This is a genomic window from Halorubrum aidingense JCM 13560 (assembly GCF_000336995.1).
Lineage (GTDB): Archaea > Halobacteriota > Halobacteria > Halobacteriales > Haloferacaceae > Halorubrum > Halorubrum aidingense.
The window spans coordinates 270,477-289,822 of sequence record NZ_AOJI01000017.1 but is presented as its reverse complement, the minus strand read 5'-3'; the positions used below and the strand labels follow the sequence as shown (position 1 = coordinate 289,822).

At 64.9% G+C, this 19,346-nt stretch carries 19 protein-coding genes and 1 tRNA gene; 6 read left to right on the top strand and 14 right to left on the bottom strand.

The window, feature by feature from the left end; translation table 11 throughout:
* Positions 1 to 30: 30 nt before the first annotated feature.
* Entirely contained in the window at positions 31 to 1,518 is a 1,488-nt protein-coding gene (gene guaB, locus C461_RS04695) for an IMP dehydrogenase (RefSeq protein ID WP_007999092.1), read from the bottom strand.
* 601 nt (positions 1,519 to 2,119) lie between these two features.
* Between guaB and C461_RS04690 the strand changes: the two genes are divergently transcribed.
* From C461_RS04690 to C461_RS04675, 5 genes are all read left to right on the top strand, one after another.
* Positions 2,120 to 3,151 carry a DUF5794 domain-containing protein gene (locus C461_RS04690; RefSeq protein ID WP_007999090.1) on the top strand — a complete coding sequence of 344 codons (1,032 nt, stop codon included), beginning with the start codon at positions 2,120 to 2,122 and terminating at the stop codon, positions 3,149 to 3,151.
* Between the two features lie 71 nt (positions 3,152 to 3,222).
* A complete protein-coding gene (locus C461_RS04685; RefSeq protein ID WP_049906308.1) occupies positions 3,223 to 3,444 on the top strand; it encodes a DUF5795 family protein in 222 nt (73 codons plus the stop codon).
* A gap of 100 nt (positions 3,445 to 3,544) precedes the next feature.
* Positions 3,545 to 3,719: transfer RNA gene (locus C461_RS04680), tRNA-Trp, on the top strand.
* A gap of 293 nt (positions 3,720 to 4,012) precedes the next feature.
* Positions 4,013 to 4,153 (top strand): hypothetical protein, encoded by a 141-nt coding sequence (locus C461_RS15795; RefSeq protein WP_169316532.1) that lies wholly within the window; start codon positions 4,013 to 4,015, stop codon positions 4,151 to 4,153.
* 210 nt (positions 4,154 to 4,363) lie between these two features.
* The gene (locus tag C461_RS04675; protein WP_007999087.1) at positions 4,364 to 6,013 is read left to right on the top strand and encodes a winged helix-turn-helix domain-containing protein; all 1,650 of its coding nucleotides are present in this window, start codon (positions 4,364 to 4,366) and stop codon (positions 6,011 to 6,013) included.
* Between the two features lie 470 nt (positions 6,014 to 6,483).
* On the opposite strand, the gene C461_RS04670 is transcribed toward C461_RS04675, so the two are convergent.
* From C461_RS04670 to C461_RS04610, 13 genes are all read right to left on the bottom strand, one after another.
* Entirely contained in the window at positions 6,484 to 6,816 is a 333-nt protein-coding gene (locus C461_RS04670; RefSeq protein WP_007999086.1) for a hypothetical protein, read from the bottom strand.
* Entirely contained in the window at positions 6,809 to 10,144 is a 3,336-nt protein-coding gene (locus tag C461_RS15405; RefSeq protein ID WP_152418332.1) for a hypothetical protein, read from the bottom strand. Before C461_RS15405 ends, C461_RS04670 begins: the two co-directional genes overlap by 8 nt.
* 171 nt (positions 10,145 to 10,315) lie before the next feature.
* Entirely contained in the window at positions 10,316 to 11,686 is a 1,371-nt protein-coding gene (locus C461_RS04660; RefSeq protein ID WP_007999080.1) for a hypothetical protein, read from the bottom strand.
* Positions 11,683 to 12,474 (bottom strand): hypothetical protein, encoded by a 792-nt coding sequence (locus C461_RS04655; protein WP_007999078.1) that lies wholly within the window; start codon positions 12,472 to 12,474, stop codon positions 11,683 to 11,685. The genes C461_RS04660 and C461_RS04655 overlap by 4 nt, the downstream gene beginning before the upstream one ends.
* Positions 12,467 to 14,329 carry a hypothetical protein gene (locus C461_RS04650; RefSeq protein WP_007999076.1) on the bottom strand — a complete coding sequence of 621 codons (1,863 nt, stop codon included), beginning with the start codon at positions 14,327 to 14,329 and terminating at the stop codon, positions 12,467 to 12,469. Before C461_RS04650 ends, C461_RS04655 begins: the two co-directional genes overlap by 8 nt.
* On the bottom strand, positions 14,326 to 14,742 hold the full coding sequence (locus C461_RS04645; protein WP_007999074.1) for a zinc ribbon domain-containing protein: 417 nt from the start codon (positions 14,740 to 14,742) through the stop codon (positions 14,326 to 14,328). The genes C461_RS04650 and C461_RS04645 overlap by 4 nt, the downstream gene beginning before the upstream one ends.
* Positions 14,739 to 14,969 (bottom strand): hypothetical protein, encoded by a 231-nt coding sequence (locus tag C461_RS04640; RefSeq protein ID WP_007999072.1) that lies wholly within the window; start codon positions 14,967 to 14,969, stop codon positions 14,739 to 14,741. The genes C461_RS04645 and C461_RS04640 overlap by 4 nt, the downstream gene beginning before the upstream one ends.
* A complete protein-coding gene (locus C461_RS04635; RefSeq protein WP_007999070.1) occupies positions 14,969 to 15,322 on the bottom strand; it encodes a hypothetical protein in 354 nt (117 codons plus the stop codon). Before C461_RS04635 ends, C461_RS04640 begins: the two co-directional genes overlap by 1 nt.
* A 58-nt stretch (positions 15,323 to 15,380) precedes the next feature.
* Positions 15,381 to 15,662, bottom strand: coding sequence for a hypothetical protein (locus C461_RS04630; protein WP_007999069.1), 282 nt, complete (start codon positions 15,660 to 15,662; stop codon positions 15,381 to 15,383).
* Complete coding sequence (locus C461_RS04625; RefSeq protein ID WP_007999067.1) at positions 15,659 to 16,195, bottom strand: hypothetical protein; 537 nt, start codon at positions 16,193 to 16,195, stop codon at positions 15,659 to 15,661. The genes C461_RS04630 and C461_RS04625 overlap by 4 nt, the downstream gene beginning before the upstream one ends.
* A complete protein-coding gene (locus tag C461_RS04620) occupies positions 16,195 to 16,668 on the bottom strand; it encodes a hypothetical protein (RefSeq protein ID WP_007999065.1) in 474 nt (157 codons plus the stop codon). Before C461_RS04620 ends, C461_RS04625 begins: the two co-directional genes overlap by 1 nt.
* A 51-nt stretch (positions 16,669 to 16,719) precedes the next feature.
* Positions 16,720 to 17,190, bottom strand: a complete 471-nt coding sequence (locus C461_RS04615; RefSeq protein ID WP_007999063.1) for a hypothetical protein — start codon at positions 17,188 to 17,190, stop codon at positions 16,720 to 16,722.
* On the bottom strand, positions 17,190 to 18,632 hold the full coding sequence (locus C461_RS04610) for a hypothetical protein (protein ID WP_007999061.1): 1,443 nt from the start codon (positions 18,630 to 18,632) through the stop codon (positions 17,190 to 17,192). Before C461_RS04610 ends, C461_RS04615 begins: the two co-directional genes overlap by 1 nt.
* A gap of 447 nt (positions 18,633 to 19,079) precedes the next feature.
* Between C461_RS04610 and C461_RS04605 the strand changes: the two genes are divergently transcribed.
* Complete coding sequence (locus tag C461_RS04605; protein ID WP_049906307.1) at positions 19,080 to 19,265, top strand: AbrB/MazE/SpoVT family DNA-binding domain-containing protein; 186 nt, start codon at positions 19,080 to 19,082, stop codon at positions 19,263 to 19,265.
* The last annotated feature ends 81 nt before the right edge of the window (positions 19,266 to 19,346 follow it).

Here is a 19,346-nt window from a genome sequence, read left to right as displayed (position 1 = left end):
GCGGCGCGTTCCGGCCGCAGTTGACCGGTTTTATTCGTTCGGGCTGTAGTTCGGCGCCTCGTCGGTGATCATCACGTCGTGCGGGTGGCCCTCCGTCTGCCCGGCGCTGGAGACGCGGACGAACTCGGCGCGCTCGTGGAGTTCGGGGACCGTCTCGGCGCCGACGTAGCCCATCCCGGAGCACATCCCGCCCGTGAGCTGGTGCAGCTCGGAGGCGAGACTCCCTTTGTAGGGAGTCGCGGCCTCGACGCCCTCGGGGACGAACTCCTCGTCTTCGTCCTCCTCTTTGAGGTACCGATCGCCGCCGCCGGACTTCATCGCGCCGACGGAGCCCATCCCTCGGTACTGCTTGTACTTTTTCCCCTGCATCGTGATGACGCGGCCCGGCGCCTCGTCGGTGCCGGCGAAGTAGGAGCCGAGCATCACGGCGTCGGCGCCCGCCGCGAGCGCCTTGATCGCGTCGCCGGAGTAGCGGATCCCGCCGTCGGCGATCACCGGAACGCCGTGTTCGGCGGCCACGTCGGCGACCTCGCTCACGGCGGTCATCTGCGGCATCCCCGCACCGCTCACGACGCGGGTGGTGCAGATCGATCCGGGGCCGATGCCGACTTTCAGCCCGTCCGCGAAGTCGACCGCGGCCTCGGCGGCCTCGCGCGTCCCGACGTTCCCGACGACGACGTCGGCGTCGACGGTCTTTTTGATCGCCTCCGCGGAGTCGAGCACGTTGAGGTTGTGCGCGTGGGCGCAGTCGATGAAGATGACGTCGACGTCGGCCTCGTCGGCCGCGACGGCCCGCTCCTCCTCGAACGGGCCGACGGCGACGCCGGCGAGCAGGCGGCCGTCCTCGTCGCGGGCCGCCTCCTCGTGTTCGCGCCGCTGGAGGATCCCGCCCATCGTGACGAGTCCGACCAGTCCGTTGCCCTCGTCGACGATCGGGACGCGCTCGATCTTGTGGTCGTACATCAGTTCGAGCGCCTCGCGGGCGTCGACGTCTTCCGGCGCCGTGACGACCTCGTCGGTCATCGCTTCGCGGACGGCGTCGTCCTCACCGACCTCCAGGTACGGACGGATATCGGTCCCGGAGATGATCCCGAGGACGGCGTCGTCCTCGTCGACTACGGGGGCGCCTGAGACGCCCTCTCGCTCCATCAGCGCGTCGGCCTCCCGTACCGTGTCGTCCGGGGAGACGGTCACGACGTTCTCGCGACGGATGACGAGCTCGTGGGCGCGCTTGACGCGCTCGACCTCGGCGGCCGTCTCCTCGACGGTCATGTTGCGGTGGAGGACGCCGAGCCCGCCCTCGCGGGCCATCGCGATCGCGAGGTCGCTCTCGGTGACGGTGTCCATCGCCGCCGAGAGGACGGGCACGGTGAGTTCGACGTTCTTCGAGACGCGCGTCGAGAGGTCGGCGTCGTCGGGCTCGACCCGGCTCTCTTTGGGTCGGAGCAGCACGTCGTCGAAGGTCAACGCTTCCGGGACGTCGAGCTTTGCAGAAAATCGGCCGGAGTTCCTCGCCATATAAACCGTCGTCAGTCACCGATAAAAAACGTTGCGAGTCAGCACAGACGTGCACGTCGTTCTCATCCAAATTCACGTACTATGCAAAATTATGGATCATCCCGGCGGACAGTGCGGCGTCGATCTCGACCGCTCGCGCCGCTCGTCATTCCGGTGGAGAGAGACACGAGGCGGGCGTCATCCGAGGGAATCGACGGCTCACGGATCGGCCGCACGCGGATCGACCGACGACTGATCGGCCACCACATTCGAATTGGGCTGACGTATCGTCACCGTATTCGCCCACATGAACGACGGTTCGATGGCACATATAAAAACTCGGCCGAAAGACCCACCGAGTCGTGCGGACAGATCTCACACAACCTTTAACGCAACCGAAACACGTATATGATGTATGGACTCCGACAGTCCCGTGAACGCGCGCATCGCCGGCCAGCCGATCTGTGATCTCGGCGCCCGCTTTACAGCCGGCAATACGCGCAAACGCTTTACATGGACTCGTCGGGCCGCTCTCGGATCCGACTCCGTACGCCGGTCCCTCGGCTATCGCGGGTCGCCCGCTTCCCACCGTGTACCCGTCGGTCAGGGTTATCACCCCTGAATGAGCGTCTCACGACACCCCATCGCCCTCCGGTTGGAGCGGCAAGTCGGCAGCGCCACGAAGCTGCTCGCGACCGTGATGGTGCTGCCGCTCGTCGACGGTATCTTCCCCGCGTTAGTCGTCGCTGGCGTGTTATCGACCGCCACCGGCGTCGTCGAAACCGGGATCCTGATCTTCGGCGGGTCGGCGACCGCCGCGGTGATCCTCGCGGAGATGGACGGCAACCGCAAGCAGATGGTCATCTCGGTGTTGCTCATCGGGGCCGTCATCATCCCGCTCGCCGCGATCGAGGCGGCGTTCGCACCCACCTTCAGAGGGTTCCTCAACCTCCCCGTCTTCGAGCGGTTCGCCGGGCTCGTGATCCTCACGATCGCCGCCAAGACCGCGAGTTCGGAGATCGGTGAGCACCTGCCCAGTCCCGGCGTCATCATCGGTCTCGGCCTCGTCGCGAGCTTCCAACCGGCCGGCTTCAAGATCGAGACGTCGCCGGAGTACGTGCTTCACGGCGCCGCCGCGGCCGGGGTCGGCGTCGCGTTCGCGCTGTCGGTCGCCCTGTTGTCGCCGCACCTCCGCGGCCGCGTCGATATCGACCGGTTCCGCTTCGGCTCGGCGGTCGCGCTCGGCGTGCTCGCGCTCCCGATCCTGCTCGGTCCGTTCGACCTGATGCAGACCGAGGCGCCCATCGCGCTGGCGGTGCTCGCCGTGACGACGCTGTTCGCGTACGACCCGAACGCGGGGCCGGACGCCGACTCGAGCGACGACGGGACCGGCGACGATCCCGACGATTCCGACGCGCCCGAGGACGCCGCGTCCGACGACGCCGATGACGGCGTCGACAGCGAGGAGAGCGAGACCGACGACGAGACGCTCGATCCGACCGATCCGCCGCTCGATACGCCGCCGACCGCACCGGGGCAGATCGTCGATGACGACGTCGCCGTGTTAGCCAACGGTGGCGAACCGGAGTCCTCGACCGACGACGACGCCCCCGACCCGTTCTCCGACGACGACTCGCGGGCCCCCTGGCTGTAAGACGCTCCGGCTGCGAGGGGCGACGAACAGCGGGTCGCGGGGGTTTAGGTACTCCACCGCATAGGCCGGGTATGTCCAATCGCGTCGTGCAGGGACGGATGGTCACCCCCGAGACGCTGGCTGAGCTCGTCGAGGGCGAATCGATCCTGGAAGCGGAGTCGATCACGGACGCCGACCGCGACTGCCCGGAGTGCGGCGGCGACGTCATTCAGGTCGGCTACATGCCGAGCGTGACGGAGTTCGTCACCGGGTACAAATGCCAGGAGTGCGACTGGAGCGACGACGACCGGTGAGGTCGGCGCCGGTGTGACGCGTCGCCGTCTCGTCCCCTGAACGCTCGCGATCGAAACCCCTTTATCCGCGTTTCGGCAACGAAGGATTGCACGATCACGCGGGGCTGTGGCCAAGCCAGGCATGGCGACTGACTCCAGAGGCTCGCGCCCGGGACGACACTCCAGACTGATATACCGAGCGGCCGACTGATCATCGGTCGTGTTGACGACCCTCTGGAGTTCCGAGGCGCACCGGAGATATCAGTCGATCGGGGGTTCAAATCCCTCCGGCCCCATAGCAGTCTTCAGTCTAACGTATCACTTCTTAGTAATAGCTATTTAACGAAAAACAGGTCCGTGACCGGAGGTGTTCCGGCGTGAGCCTCGGTCATTCCGGCTCCTTCACCGCCTCGAAATCACGCGAGTTCTGGTGTGACACCTGCGGTGCACGTTGCACACGGAGTATCAACGGTGACCTAGAGTACGGCCACCTTGTCGGATGCCCGAACCGCCCCGACTCCTTCTCGAAAGGTACCTCGGACGGTCCACGCCGCTACAAGCCCGACGACGTCGACGGAGGTGCGTCCGCGTGAGCGACGAAGATCTCGGACACGCGAGCTCAGTCGCGGAACAGCTCCGACTCGCCGAGAAAAACGGCAACCTCGCGGACGAACTCGCGGACGAGTGCGACGGCGAGGAGTCCGACGAGGAGGAGAACGATGGCGAGTAAGTCGCGCTCCGCCCCTGGCGTCGGTCACGCTGGCCCACTTCTCTCGGCTCGGTGCACGGGCTGCGGGAAGACCTCGGAGAAGCGCACCACCGAGATTGTCGGTGACCGATCGAGCGGTTCCTTCGAACACGTCTGTCACTCGTGTCGGGGCGTCACCTGGTGGAATGTTCTTGCTATCCTCGAGGAGCGTGATTCGGCGTGAGCATCGACATGCCCTCGACGCCGGACGCTACGATCGGGACGCTCCCCGACCCGCGCCTCGAGGACCGTTTCGCTCCCGAACCCGCTGCCCACGGCGCTGCCGTACAAGCCATGTTCAACGACACAGATCGTGATCTTGCGCTCTACTCCGCGGTGCACCAGCTGTGGTACGAGGTCGTCGGCGACCGTGACCAGGAGCCCGGCATAGTCGCAGAGATCGACCACGACAATCTCGCGTGGCTCGAAGCACCGACCTCCGGCCGCGAGTGGGTCGTGAAGCTCACCTCGTCACGATGGAAGGCTGGAACCGGAACGGGGGACGACTACTCAGCGTACTACAAGTACGACCTCACGCTCCGCGAGCGTGACGATGACGGCGATCTCTACAAGACCGGACAGGCGTGTTCGCTTCGCGTGATCCCGCAGTTCGCCGATCTCAACTACAAGGACGGGAGTCCGCTCACGCTACAGTACGGTGAGGGCTCGCTCGTACGGTGCTCGACCACGTGGGCCGACACCGCCGACGAGGTCGAGGGGCGCATGCTCGACGTGCTCGAACTCGTCCTGGACGTCGATCGCGGCCGTCTTCTTTCAGATCGCGACTCCGACTCGCGACGCCTCACCAAAGCGGAGGCGCACCACCGCTTCGACATCGGATGGAAGCGGCAGGTCGTCGAGACGATCGACCAGACCCGCGAGTTGATCGCCTACGGTGGGATGTCGGAGATCGAGGCGCACCAACTCCGGCAGCGCGAGGGGTACCTTGAGGCTCTTCTCGACGCCGATCGGTGGCACCTTCTCGGATTCGAGCGGACGACGTACGACATCGAACTCAAGTGCTACCAGGCTGCCGGGTGGGCAGAGATTCCGCGGGAGGATCCCGCTCATCACCCGAAACTCGAGGCGTCGTTCGCCGGCGTCGACGGCGACGGCGCCCTCCCGCACGTCGAGGAGTGGGACGAGGTCATGTCGGTACTCCGGTCGATCGTCTCCGCGCACCTGGAGTGGGCGGGCGTCGGTCGCGAGGAGCTGATCGCCGACGACTATCAGCCCGGTCCGGCGAGTCCGGAGTACCGGTACTCGCACCCGGGTGGGCGTCGCGAGCAACTCCGCGAGCGATACGAGGCGGTTGGGACGGAGATACACAGAGAAGCTCTCAAGACTAACACGCAGGCCGTGTATGATATCCTCCGCGTCGTCGCAACCGAGAGCGGCGCGTCGTACGACACCCTGGAGGAGCGGACTGGACTCGCTCGCTCGACGATCCGCTACCACGTCTCCCGGCTCGTCGAGGTTGGGATCGCGGAGAAGGTCGGAAACCCGGTACTCGTGGTCTTCCCGAGCCTTGCAGTCCTTGAGGAGGCGGAAGAGATCCTGCGCCGCATCTACCCGGACGACCAGGTCTACGACATGAAGGACCGCGCCGAGGAGCGTCGCGAGCGTCGCGAACAGCGCGACGATCCGAGCTCCGTCGGCGACCAGGAGGAGAGCGACGGCCAGGACGACGACGCCGGCGTCGGAGATCGAGGTCGCTCCCAGTGGGCGTACTTCGAGGACCTCGCGCTCAAGCCGCACCAGCTCGCGACCGCGCTCGACCGCGAGTACCTGGACGGCGACGAGGTCCGCGTACGGACCGATCGGCGAGACTGGGTCGAGTAACGGCGCTCGGCGCCACGGACTCGCGTCGGTCGATAGCTTCGGCTCTCTTTTTTCACCGATCTTAACCAACGCTTCTCGCCTCGACAGCCCCGATGTTGGTTAATCCGACTCGTCGAGGGCGGCGATCGCGCGTCGATCGGGCCGACAACTGAATTTTGTGCTACTTTCGGCTGTATTTTAAAACATAATGATTCTAAACACCTTGTCGCGGATCGCGCTTTTTAGCAGTCAGGGCGTCGCGAGATCGGCCGTTAGAGGGTTTGCGGTGCGTGGGTAGGTTAGCAGGGATCCCTACGGGTGTAGCCCCTAAGGGGGGAGACAATAACGGCCGGAGCCAGAACGGCTCCGGCCTACCGCACCGCACCACTCCGCGCGTGGAACCTACAAGACGGTCGTAGGACGCCCTCTTGACGGTATGAATGCGGTATTGGCGTGGACGGGACCCCGAGAAAGAACCTTGTCAGATAGCCTTACGACGTGTTTCCAGCCACACTCTCGAGCCACCCGACGAGCTTCTCGATCAGCCACTCGCCGACTGTATCGTAAACGGTCCGCCCGGCCCCGAGCACGTCGCCAACGATCTCGGAGACCGGCGGGTCCCAGTAGCCGAGCGCGACGAGCCCGAATAGCGTCACGACGACCGCTACGGCCACGGTCGCCGCCGACGAAAGCGCACCGACTGCTGCCGCGCCAGCAGCTCGGTAGCGCCGGAATCGGAGTACGACGATGACGCCGAGGAGCCCGATGACCACCGACTCACGAAAGTAGTCCCCGAGCACCCCGATGATCAACGGATCAGGCATCGTCGTCCTCCTCGGCGTTGATTTCGAGCCGCGTCACATTGTCCGGCGTGTTCGCCTCGGCGCGCCACGCCGACACCGCTCGCCAGCCGAGCAGGAGCGCACCGACCACGATGATCACGCCGGCCTCCTCGGCGATCGCCTCACCGAGCTCGGGTGCGAGCGTCTGCAGCCCGAGCACGCCGACGAGCGCGGTCGACCCGGCCCAGATCCGGAAATCGAACCGATCGAACTGCTGGAGTACGAGGAACATCGCCACCGGTACCGCCGACAGCGACACGATCAGCGTCGTCTGCTCCGGTAGTATACCCGACGTGAGCAGCCACCCGCCGCCGGCGAGCAGCACCACCCCGAGCACGATCTCGTTCTCCAGCACGCGCTCAACAAGTCGGCCCGCCGTGGTTGCTACGTCCTGGCCGGTGTCGACGGCTGCCGCGCCGCGCGTGCCCTCGTCGACGAGCCCGCTCCGGCGCACTGCGACGAGTCCCGCTGCGAGTCCGCCGAGCCCGAGCAGCAACATGCTCGCGTCCGGGATCAACGCCTGCAGCGCCGTGAACCCGCCACCGGCCGAACCGGACGGCATGAGTCCGGGACCGCCGCCCGCGTTCGATCCGGAGCCCGAGCCCGATGCGACTCCGTCATCTAGCTGGAAGACGAGCGTCTCCTCGGAGTTGTCGTCGACGAGCGTGATCGGCGACGACGCCATGCCCGAGTCGCGGACGATCTCCTTAGTCTTCGAGTAGAGGACGTACGGTGTGTTGTCCGCCGCGTCGACGAACGTGTACTCGACTTCCGAGTTACCGTCGCCGGTCACCGCGATCCCCGGCTCGCTCCGGTCGCCGTCGCGTCCGGTGACGGTCACCTCGCCCGCGGTCGGCGCGACCGCGATCGGCCACGTCTGCACGCTCGTCTCAGCTCCCGCGGTCGCGTCCGGCAGCGTCAGCGTCTGCCCGCCGTCCGCGGTGATCGTCGCCTCTCCCGTCGTCTCGCCCCACGTCGCGTTCTCCGCGTAGTGGACCCGATCGCCGAATATCGTCTCGTCCACTGAGAGCGCGAAGTCGGGGCCGGCATCGTCGACACGGACACGGGTGTCAAGCGTATCCGACGATGTCGTCGGTTCGAGCACGGTGATCGCCCCGTCCTCGACGCGGACCTTCGAGCCGGTCGCTCGGACCTCCGTCGTCGAGCCTTCGGCCACGTCGCCGAGTTCGATCGTCAGGTCGGTCCCGTTGAGTGTGTAGTCGCTCTCGGCGACCGGCTCCCACGTCGTGCCGTTCTCGCGGATCTCGACGTTCCGCACGTCGACGACGCGGTCGTTCATCGGGAGCGTCGCCGTCGCGTTCGAGCGTGCAGACGGCCAGGTGTTCGAGACGTTCGTCGTCTGGCTCCACGTCGTCTCTTGCACCGTCGCCGAGGTCGTTGTCTCGGCGCCGTGCGAGTAATCGAGCCCAACCAACGACACTGGCCCGCTCGCCGGCGAGTCCGTTGAGACGTTAACGCGGTTCGTTCCCTCCTGGAGCCATGTGGCGTTCGCGTCGAGTGCGACTTCCTCACCGTCCGCGAGGATTCCAGAGTGACCGACGGTCTCGCCGTTTACTTCCACGACGGGATCGGATGATTCTGTCACCTCGACCCAATTTACCTTCCAATCTGCTTTGGAATTGGTTGAGGATACCTCGACGGTATTATCACCCGTGCTCAACGCGGTCGTGTTTTTAGAAACCGTCTCACCGGCCGCTAAGACACCGGAATGTGAGACTACAGAATCACCGTCGATCGTGAGCGACGGATCCTCCGTCGCCGTCGTTTCGGTCCATTCAGTTGACCAATCAGTATTTGCGTCGATCGACGCGGATCCAGGCGAGAGCGTAACCGTATCACCGTCGGTAACTGTTTGGCTTGTATCTTGTGTGACCGTGAGATCGGCCTTTTCAGCACTATTAACGTTAAACTCGCCATATGCGTCGCCCGGATCTTCGAAAGTTCTTGAATCGGCGGTCGCCGACCATTCTACTTCGACATATAATGAATTCCACCCAGAGGTGTCCACCGTCCCGGAACCATCTGCGCTTACCGTGCTCCCGCCGCTCCCTGTAGCAGATTTGCTGTCAATAAGCGAGGTACTCCCGGATGTTTCGCCGATGTAGAGGTCATAACTGGCTTCTGTATATTGCTCTCGGTCGAAATCAGCATCCTCATTTCCGTATGCCCTTACATCCCACTCTAATGTGTCAGATTCATAGCCTTCGTATGACTTTGAAGTGGTCCCGCTAACGGATGACTCGCCGCCATCGTTTGAGTCCTTCCCGCTCCCAGTAAAGGCATACTCAGGTACGGAAAACGTGGCGTCTGTATCCATATTACCTCCGATATTCACCGTGTCAGAGCCCGTACTATCTACATTTCTTTGCTCAGTTTCCTCAATCCCGGTGATCGCAACATTCGACTCTCGCGGTTCAGTGTTACCACCGACCGTGAGCGTCTGAGTTACCGACCGGTTGGCAGTTGCGGTGTATGAACTCGACTCCGTGTTTTTGACGCCCGTTATATTGATGGACGGGTCTTCCACGCCCTCGGTCGAGCCGAGCTCGTACTGATATTCGGTTCCGTCGCCAGCCTCGGCGCCGGACAGCGCCACCTCGCCGTCGAACGTGACCGTGTTCGTCGAGAACTCGCGGACGAAGAACGCCGCCTGGCCGCCGCGCACTTCGATCGGCGCCGCGTACTGGCCGTTCTCCTCGTGCTCGATATACGCCGCGTCCGGCACCTCTCCGACAGCGTCCTCAAACCACGCAGTCTCGATCGACACCCAACGTCCCGAGTGCGTTCGGTCGTCGTCAAGCACGATCGCGGGCTCGCCGTCGATGACTGTCGTCTCCACGTTCATCGTCTGGCTGCCAGCTGAGGTTCGAACCTCGCTTGGCGGATCGGGTGGGTCGGCGGTCTCACTCGGTGCACTCGCTGACACAGCCGACTCCACGACACGCCGGTACTCTCCGTCCTCCGGGGGCGCATACGTCTCGCCGACGACCGGCTCTTCGGTCTCGACGTCCGAGCTCGGGTCGTCGCCGATCGGCGCCGCCGGTAGTGCCACGGCCGCGATCAGGAGCACGGCTGCGAGCCCGAGCGGCTTGTACGCGCGCTTCGGGATCGACACGCCGTTGACTGCGCCGCGCAACTGCGGCGCTATCTCTTGGGCCGACTGCGCGAGTTGCGCTCGGAGCCACGCGTAGGCGGCGAAAACGTACGCTTTTGCACGCTGTTTGAGGCCGGCTGGCGATTCATCTCCGTCGTCGTCTTCGCTGTGGGTTCCTGTGTTCTCGTCAGTCATCGTTATCGCCTCCCCCGTTCGGTTCTGTATACACGCCCGCGCGTGTAGCCGCGATCTCGCCGGGAGCGAGAAGACCGGAGACGGCCGATCTCGTCGGGCACCATATTCGCCGATTTGGGAAATAATCGCGTGAGTCGCTGGCGACGTCGCTCCTCTCGGAATCGGGTGACGTCATAGGGCATCGAGGGCCTCCTCTCGGCGCGGATAGCTCACCGAGATCTCGCCGCGGAACCGGTAGCGACGGTACGGATTCGGCCACTGGATCGGCGCGAAGTTGTCGTTGCGCCAGATCACTGCCCGGCCTTTCCGGTCTGCGAATTTGTTGATGTACGACATGTTGATCGGGACGTTGCCGATGCCCGACAGCGAGCTCGCCGGCGGCGGCGTGTTCGGCATCGTCACGAACCACCGGTTCTTCTCTCGAGGCCCCTCGTCGCACCTGGCGATCGAGTGCGAGAGGTTGATCATCGAGAGGTTCTTTTTCCGAGCTTTCCCCTGTGCGACCGGCCAGCCCTTCACCTTCCGGTTCGTGTCGTTCTCGTCAGCCTCTGGGTTGAGCGGCACCAGGTCGGAGAACTCGTCGTTGATCATCGTCGTCGGGTGGAGGAACTCGTCGTCCTTCGCCCGCGTTTCGAGGAACGCGAAATTCACGTCTCGAAGCGGCGTCACCTCCGCCGGCTCCTCGGCGTACCGTGCCGGCGTGTACGTCGCTCGCGTCAACTGCTCGCAGCCACGGAACAGCGGATCCGGAAGCACGGCGTAGAGCCCGCCCGGGACGATCTTCGTCATGAGGTCCCGCGGGTCGCTGTACTCGACCGTGTCGCGGAAGACGTCGGTCAGCTCAATCTCGACCGTCGGGAGCGTCGGGTTTCGCGGCTTCGCGTGAACCTCGTACTCGACACCCTCCGGCACCGCGATCGTCATGAACGGCGCCAACGGAAGACACTCCAGCTCGTCGAGCGTGAGCATCCAGAGCAGCGTCTCGTTGTTGATCTCCGGCATCCGAACGCCGCCGATGACGTTCGCGAACGACGTCTTCCCCTCACCCGGCTCTGAGTGTGCCCACAGGTCGGTCCCGCCGTCGCCCATCGCCATGAGTACGTCTTCGTTCTCCGGGCGCGCCAGCCACTCCAGCACCTTCCGACGCGGGGCCGGCTGCTCCGCGATGATATCGTCATCGAGACGCCGCTCCTCCAGCGCCCACTTCTCCGCGTCATCGAGATGGATGATTGCGTCGAGGTACGCGCTCGGGTACCGGTATACCGGGTGTGCCTCCTCTTTACCGCTGATCCGCGCCGTCCGCGAGAGACTTTTCAGTTTCTTGTGAAACGGCTTCAGTCCGTTCCCGTCGTTGTTCTCGAACTGACGGAAAATGACCTCGCCGTCGTTATGGACGTTCGACAGCCGGCTCCACGACTTCGAACCGGCGTGGTACCGTGCCTGCCGCGACTTCTCCCACGGCTCGAAGTCCTCGTGGAGACGCTGGAGCACCTCCTGCTTCTTTCGTCGACTCTTCTCCCGGCTCGAAAACGATTTGCTCATGAATTCCACGCTCCGTGTGTCGCACCGCTGCTGTCCGTTCGCTCTCCACCGTTCAACGTCCGCGCTGCCGTCAGGAACGACGGCATCACGACCGCCACGGCAAACCGATACCGCGTCACCTTCGCCTCCTGATCGCGCTGGTTGAGTAGCGCCTCCAAGAGCGGCGGTGAGCCGACGATCTCGTCGAGTAGCCCCTCCGGCTTCTCGCCGTTCGTCGGGGCCGAGAGTTTCCGAACCCACCGTCCGAGCGCTTCTCGATCCTCGAAGCCGCTCCACAGGTCGATCAGCGCCGCCGCCTGCCCGCTGTCGAGCTGCCGGAACGCCGGCCGCATCAACGGGTTCGACTCCTCATCAGGGTCGACATCGCTCCACGTCTCGCCCTCGGCATCCTCCACGCGCTCTCCGGCCCGCTCGCGGAACTGCCGATACGCGAGGTCGCACGCGTCGTCAAGTTGCTCAACGAGTCGGCGTCGGACGTACACCGACTGCCGATCGTCGTCGACGGTCAGCAGTTTCTCGAGGAGCCCCGACATCGGCATCATATCCGGCGGCTCGATCACGCGCTCAACGTGACCGAGCGTCCGCACGCCGGCCGCCTGATACCACGAGAGTGCGAGAAACGCGTTGTCGAACCCGTCACCCAACGGCTGGATCGGCGGCTCCCGGCGCAGGTCACCGTCGTAGAGCAACCGGTCTTGGTCTCGATCGAGGACGTCGAGCGCTGGCCGCGTCGTTCGCGGTTGGCTCTCCGACTCCGTCGTTACCCCCTCGGGTACCGGCTCAGTCATCGTCGCCCTCCGCCGGCCGCGTCGCCGGCGTGGTCTCGTCGAACGCGAACTCGGTCTCGTCGCGGTCGTCGCTCTCGAGGTCGGTCGCGGCGTTGTCGTCGAGTCCAAGCGCGTCGAGGCCGACGCCGATCTCCTTTTCGAGGAACGACTGGATCATCGAGCGGTCGCGTCGCGAGTCGATATCACGAGCCTCAAGCGCCGTCTTGATGCGCTCGGTCCACGCGACCTCCTCGTAGTCTTCGAGGAGTTTCGCGTCGGCGTGCTCCGACTGCATGACCGTCAGCGAGGCATCGGCAGTCACGTCGTGGCGCGGCGCCGGCTCGAAGTCGATCGAGCCGTCCACCGCCTCGTAGCCCTCGATCGCGAGCAGCACGAGACCGATCACAAACCCGACCGTCGGCGTGTTCGAGACCATGCCGCCGGCGTAGTAGCCGATGACCGGAAGCCCGAGCGTCGCGAGCGTGAGGAGCCCGTAGAGTCCCCGAGTGACCGGGGACAGGCTCTCGCCGTCGACCGGGTCGGGCAAACGATGCCAGACGGGCATCCGGCGCCGTAGGTGCGCCGGCCGGTGGACGACCGCTTCATCCTCGTCGGGGTCGACGTACACCTTCTGCGACGCGCTACCTTCGACCCGCACGCGCGTCCGTAGCTGCGAGAGATCGAGACGCGCCGCCTTCGCGAACAGCCGGGCGAAGAACGGTCGGATCCCCGTCTTCGGCAGGAGTCGGCCACCGTCGGGAGCTCGGACCGTCGTCAGGATGACGAGCTGCTCGTAGAGTTCGTCGTAGTAGCCGTCGCGACCCAGCTCCACCGAGTCCGTTACCTCCGCCGCCGTCTCGCCGCCGTCTGCGACCGCGTCCGGGTTCTCTTTGTCCGTCTCTCCGCGACGGAGAGAGATCGCTTCTGTGAGCTCCTTGCGCTCGAACGCGATCCGTTCCGTCGGCGGGCTCATTCGGAGGCCGCCGCCGTACGCGATCGGGAACAACGAAAGCCCCATCAGAATATCGAGGTTCGCGACGACGGTCGCAACCTCGTAGTAGAGCCCCGCGAGCGCCATGACGATGCCGAACACGGACACGACACCCCACGTCGCGAGCGAGTATCCCGGGCCGCGACCGACCCGTTTGAGCGTCGCTCGCGCCAGTGAGAGCCCGCCGATGATCGAGGCGACGCCCGGGAGGATCGCCGTCGTGAACGCGTACCACCACGCGTCCGCCTGCGTCTCTATCTGCACCTGCTGGCTCGCCGGCGCCGACGCGTGGTCGAACCGCCAGCGGGCACCCTCAACCGGCTCACCGTTCCGCTCGAGCCACGCGGTCGCCTCAACGTTCGTGTCGTAGTGGCTGTTCAGTTCGACGGGAGCGGTCGCGTATCCGTCTTCGACGGTGACACCCGCCCGCTGCACCTCCTGATTCGCCGCGTACTCCACGGCCGTCCCGTTGACCCGCTCGGTCTCCGGCGTCCAATACGTGACCACCAGCTCGTACTCGCCCGTGCTCTCGCCGAACACCGTCGAGTAGATCTCGATCTCGTCGGTGTTGAGCGTCTGTCCGCCTTCGAGATACACCGGCTCGTTCGACAGCGGATCAGCGGGCCGATACCGGATCGCGACCGCGCCGTCAACCTCTGGATCGCCGACGTATCGCACGCTCGGCGGTGCTGCCGACGGCTGCGTCCCACCGCGCCGAAGGTCGTCAAGCGAGAACGGTCCCGCGTTCTCGATGTCGCTCTCGTTTGCTACCTGCGGCGTCGGGCTGTCCTCGGTCGGCGCCACGGCCGCCAAAGCGGGTGTCGCCATCGTCGCAACGAGGAGGACAGCGAGACATACCGCGGCGACCGCGGCGCCGCGAGTCATCCACGCACCTCGTCCTGATCAGCCTCGCCCATCTCGCCACCATCGGCGATCGTTGCTACCGGTGGTGACCGCTCGATCTCGTTCAGCCCGACCGGTCGGAACCGCTCGTCGACGCGCTCGTCGATCGGCGGCGCTGCTTCGACATCGTCGAGGCGAGTCCCGCACGTCGAACAGTACCGTTCGTCCATCACTCGGACGCTCGATCCACAGTTCGGACATGCGTCCAACGCTACTCGGCCGTGGATGAACACGAGGCTCACCGCAGCGAGTATTCCGATCACAGCGACTGTGTCGGATTCGACGACGATCCCGAGTAGCAGCAGGCCGACGGCCGCCCCGCCGAGCGCGTAGAGCGTTCCACCCGGTGCGTCGAGAAGCCAGCTGCGGATCGTGCGACGCGTAGTGAGCTTCATCGGCTCGCCTCCATCTCGTCAAGCCGCTTCGCATCGATGTACGCCTCAACGAAACCGACGACCCCAGCGAGGATGCCGAGCGGCAGCAAGACAGCCTCAACCGGTCCAACAGTGACTGCGAACGTGCTCGCTGCGAGGTAGACCCCTATGAGTCCGAGTAGCACGAACGCAAGCCACGAGCCGCGGTTCGGACGCTCTGGAAGAACGTCGAAGCCGACAGACTGCATCAGTCGTCACCTCCGAAGACCGAGTAGATCACGAGGAACGCGATCAGTCCGGCGAGGAGGAACTGCCCACCGGTGACGTCACCGAGGAGACCACCCGTCCCGAGCGATCCGAAGATCCCCGTCACTGCTGCAAGCGTGAAGCCGGGCTCTGCGAGGATTGCGTTGACGAGATCGCCCCCGAACTGCAGGCCGAGACCGGCGCCAGCCGCTCCTGCCGCTACGCTCGATGTGGCGCCGCGTTTCACGCCCGATCCCGCCTTCGACGCCGCCGCCCGGCTCCGCTCGACGCCGATCGCGTACACGAGCGCGCCGATTGCGGCCACGCCGAGCCCTAGCGTCGCCGGAGCGATCACTGGGGCTCACCTCTGGTTGCTGCACGATTCGACACCGTACCGTCTGTATCTGTGTCTCTCATAGTCCTCTTACCTCGAAATTCCGATGAACAGCCCGCAGCGAGTACGCCACGAACAGCACGCCCGCCGCGACGACGACCCAGTCGGCCGTACTGTCGGGCGGGAACACACGCGGCAGCGTCAGCGCGCCGACCGAGGCCACGCTGAACAGCTGTGGCCCCGACACCAGCAACGCATCGAGCGCGACGAACCACACGTCCGGGTTGAGAACCGCGAGTATCCCGGTGATACCCGCGCTCACCTTCGCTAGCGGGCTCTTGAGTGCCACTTTGATTGTCATTCTGTCAGTCCTCCAAGTTGGAGCAGGTCGGCCGCCACGTACACGAGCCGTCGCAGCAACAGCACGACGAGAATCGCCTCGACCGATGCGATAGTGATCACGATAAGGGGGGCGAACGGCCCTGCGGCCGCCGCGGCGTCGAACAGCGTTCCGTTGAACGCGTCGATGCCCTGGATGAGCGCCCGGCCGCCGAAGCCACCGGCACTGGTCACCGTCGACGCGATCGCCACCGGTAGGTCGGCCAGTCCGAGCGTTTCGTCCGGTGCATCGAACCGTGTCGGCTGCGACCCGCCGACCAACAGCACCAGCTGGCCGATAGCGGTCGTCACCACACCGGTCACCGCCTCGAGGACGGTCGTCAGCACCGCGCCGAGAATAAACCCGCGCGGGTTATCCGCGAACGTGCTCAGCACCGTTCCGATACCCCCGCTGGAGCCGCCGGAACTGCTGCCGCCGCCCCCATCGCTGTCGTCGTCGTACGGATTGTCGACGTTATCTCCGTCTCCACCGGTGCCGCCGTAATCGACCGACATCACAGCACCTCGCGGATCCCGTCGAAGCCGCGCGCCGCGGCGTAGAACGTTATCAGTACGATTCCGAGCGCGAACAGCCACGTTGCGGCGCCTGCATCCGGCACGGCGCCGCTCCAGGCACCGCGCATCGCCGACGTCCAACTCTCCGCGAGCGTCCCGATCAGTCCGGGAACATCTCGATAGACGGCGCCCGGTGCGAGGTTGCTCGCGGCGCCGAAGACCTGTTCTCGCGTGCCGCCGAGGAAGCCCGCGATGCCGTCGAGCACCCTCGTCCACGCCTCCCCGACGCCCTGAACAAACGTTCCGACCACAGCGGCCAGCGCAAAGCCGATCGTGCCGACGATCGACCGGCCGAGGTTGCCGGCGTCGATTCCGGTCGCCGACCGGAAACTGACCCCGTCGAGCGAGTCGGTCCCCGTGAGCAGGAACGACTGTTCGTCGTCGCTGAGGGTCCTCTGGTCGTCGTCAGCCACCGCTCTCCACCCCCGCGAACGCGTGGCAGGGTTGCGATGGATCACGCATCGTCAGCCCTCGTCGTTCTCCTCGTCGACACCGACGAACGGAAGGTCAGGGAAGCCGGGCACGATGAACGTGTCCGACGTTTCGTCCTCCTCGAGGAACTGAATGATAATCCAGAACCCCGCCAGAAGGACCACGATACCGACGATGAACGCGAACGGCCCGAACTGGTCGCCGATCGATGTCGCCGACGCTGCGGCACTCGTCTCGACGATACCGAGCGGCTCGATGATCGTCGCGCTGATCGTCGCGATCGTCGCCTCCGCTGTCGCGTCGATGGGCGAGACGACCAGGTTCCCGAAGCTCTGGATGACGTTGACGCCCTCCGTGAACACCGAGACGAGCGTTCCGAAGATCGCGCCCTGAAGCAGCGTCCCAAGCGTGCCGCCGGCGTTCAGAAACCCGATGGTCCCGGTGAGCACCGAGTTCGGGGCGGGGTCGTCCCCGCTCGGGAGTTTGTCGGCGGCTCCAGACATTACGATCCTCCGAAGATCTTGATGCCGCCGAACACGGTGACGGCAGCAGAGACAATCATGCCTGGGATCGACGTGATGAGCGACCAGATGCCGCCGTTACCCGAGTCCATCGGTCCCGCACCGCCGCCGACAGCACTCTCGATCGCGTCGACCTCGCCGTTCGTGAGGACCACGTCGTAGCTGACCACGTAGACCGTGCCCGAACTCACCGTCGAGTCGAGCGTGACCTCGCTCGAACCGTACGAATCGGTCACGTCGTTCCACGAGTCGATGTCCGCGAAGTCGGTATCGCCGGTCGCCTCAGCAACCTCGACCGTCTTGTACCGCTCACCCGGCAGCTCCGGATCGTCGACGAACTCCGTGTTGGAGTACGACAGGTCGAACGCCGTCGGCAGCTGAAGTCGGTAATCGAACTGCCCGAGAGCGTCCCACTGCGGGTAATTGTTGCTCTCAGAGAACTCCGCGGAAACGTCCCCGTCGTCCTGCAGGTCCGACGCCTGGAACATCGCGTCGACGGTCACGCCATAGAACGTCGCATCCGACATCACGTCGTCGAACCCGTCCATGGTGGCGACCGAGTACGCTCCGTGCGGCTCGGTGATCGTCACCGTTTCGAGTTCGCCGTCGTCGTTCTCGACGAGTTTCTCACCGAAGTCGAGCGCTCGCGTCCGCTCGGCGTCGAGCACGGAGATGTCCGCGTCCGCCTCACCGGTGATCGTGATCTCCTCGGCGCTGTCGAGGGTGCCGTCGCCGGAGCCTTCGACAGGCAGGTCGCCGAGCTGCTGCTGGAGCACCATGCCCTCGCCGGTCGAGTTGGCGACGACGGTGTCGTTGCTCGCGTCGGCCGTCGAGTCGTACAGGGTGACTTCGACGTAGTCGCCGTCGGAGTCGGTCACCTGGAGCGTCGGCGTCCCGGCAGCCGAGTTGATGTCCGCCGCGATCGTCAGGTAGCTCTTCTCGCCGTCGTCGACGGAGAAGTTCGAGTACGTCGCCGAGTCGCTGGCGGCGGTCCCGGCGTAGTTGAGCGCGTCGACGCTCGGCGCCGTGGTCGTCGATCCGACCGTCGCGCCGCTCGTCGTCCACTCGTCCGCATCGAGCGCCGAGGCGGTGTTCTCACCGTCCTCCTCGCTCTTGCGCGGGAAATCGTCGCGATCGTCGTACGCGATGTCCGTCGCCGTGACGGTGATCGGGTTGTCGTTCGACTCGTTCACCGACGCGGGCAACTGTGCCGCGTCACCCGAGTCGTCGTAGTACTGCAGCGGCCCCGAGAAATCCGCCGCGTTCCACTCGTCGATCGTTACCTCGGAGTTGACCGTCGGGTTCGGCGCCTTCGAGTCGCCGCTCCAGCCGATCCCGCCGGCCGCCATCGCTGGCGTCGCCACCATCGACGACACCACGAGCAGCGCGATCAGCGCGCTGAAGCCGACCTTCTTGACATTCATACTGTCCCTCCGTAGCTACCGCTTGCTGTCTGAGTCATTGATCTGCGAAAACATCCGTTACCGGTGGATAGACCGTATTTATTCGCCAGTTCGGCATCGGGCGGATATCGCTCGCGGAACTCCTCGAGGTAGGCGGCGAACGCCTCCGAGACTACGATCCCGTTGGCGACACAGCTCACTCGTCGGCCCTCCAGGTACGAGTAGAGGTCACGCGCCCCCTCCGTAGTTCGACCAGTCAGTCCATCGTTTCCCGCCGTCGTCAGGCTCTGTTTCCGAGCCTGTGTCGTCCTCGTTCATGTCTTCGACAGCCGAACCGATCCGTCGGCTCGACACGCACACGTCGCGACGCCGACGCCTAAGTCACAGAAATTTGGGAGGTTTCGCGGATGATCTAAGATATTTTGGTGGGTTCTACCGCTTTATGTTTCGACGGCTGGGAGAGCCAATATGGGCATTCAGGACCGGTTCGCAGACTGTCGCACTGCACAGGAAGGAGACGGCAGCGTCACGGTGACGATCCCGCGACCACTCGCAGAGGAGTGGGAGATTGAGCAAGGAGATCAGATCCCGTTCTTCGCGGAGGAGGGGTCTGATACAGCAGAGATCCGTCGTCCAGGGGAATCTTCAAAGTAGGAACACCATTGGTACGTAACAGAAGTGGATCCCTTTCGCTGTGGACGAGTTAGGTCGCCAGGCTGATCGGAGTATCTTGAA

Excerpts from the sequence above, each read along its gene's own strand:
- guaB (WP_007999092.1), bottom strand. The coding sequence starts at position 1,518 with ATGGCGAGGAACTCCGGCCGATTTTCTGCAAAGCTCGACGTCCCGGAA.
- C461_RS04690 (WP_007999090.1), top strand. The coding sequence starts at position 2,120 with ATGAGCGTCTCACGACACCCCATCGCCCTCCGGTTGGAGCGGCAAGTC.
- C461_RS04685 (WP_049906308.1), top strand. The coding sequence starts at position 3,223 with ATGTCCAATCGCGTCGTGCAGGGACGGATGGTCACCCCCGAGACGCTG.
- C461_RS04675 (WP_007999087.1), top strand. The coding sequence starts at position 4,364 with ATGCCCTCGACGCCGGACGCTACGATCGGGACGCTCCCCGACCCGCGC.
- C461_RS04670 (WP_007999086.1), bottom strand. The coding sequence starts at position 6,816 with ATGCCTGATCCGTTGATCATCGGGGTGCTCGGGGACTACTTTCGTGAG.
- C461_RS15405 (WP_152418332.1), bottom strand. The coding sequence starts at position 10,144 with ATGACTGACGAGAACACAGGAACCCACAGCGAAGACGACGACGGAGAT.
- C461_RS04660 (WP_007999080.1), bottom strand. The coding sequence starts at position 11,686 with ATGAGCAAATCGTTTTCGAGCCGGGAGAAGAGTCGACGAAAGAAGCAG.
- C461_RS04655 (WP_007999078.1), bottom strand. The coding sequence starts at position 12,474 with ATGACTGAGCCGGTACCCGAGGGGGTAACGACGGAGTCGGAGAGCCAA.
- C461_RS04650 (WP_007999076.1), bottom strand. The coding sequence starts at position 14,329 with ATGACTCGCGGCGCCGCGGTCGCCGCGGTATGTCTCGCTGTCCTCCTC.
- C461_RS04645 (WP_007999074.1), bottom strand. The coding sequence starts at position 14,742 with ATGAAGCTCACTACGCGTCGCACGATCCGCAGCTGGCTTCTCGACGCA.
- C461_RS04640 (WP_007999072.1), bottom strand. The coding sequence starts at position 14,969 with ATGCAGTCTGTCGGCTTCGACGTTCTTCCAGAGCGTCCGAACCGCGGC.
- C461_RS04630 (WP_007999069.1), bottom strand. The coding sequence starts at position 15,662 with ATGACAATCAAAGTGGCACTCAAGAGCCCGCTAGCGAAGGTGAGCGCG.
- C461_RS04625 (WP_007999067.1), bottom strand. The coding sequence starts at position 16,195 with ATGTCGGTCGATTACGGCGGCACCGGTGGAGACGGAGATAACGTCGAC.
- C461_RS04615 (WP_007999063.1), bottom strand. The coding sequence starts at position 17,190 with ATGTCTGGAGCCGCCGACAAACTCCCGAGCGGGGACGACCCCGCCCCG.
- C461_RS04610 (WP_007999061.1), bottom strand. The coding sequence starts at position 18,632 with ATGAATGTCAAGAAGGTCGGCTTCAGCGCGCTGATCGCGCTGCTCGTG.
- C461_RS04605 (WP_049906307.1), top strand. The coding sequence starts at position 19,080 with ATGGGCATTCAGGACCGGTTCGCAGACTGTCGCACTGCACAGGAAGGA.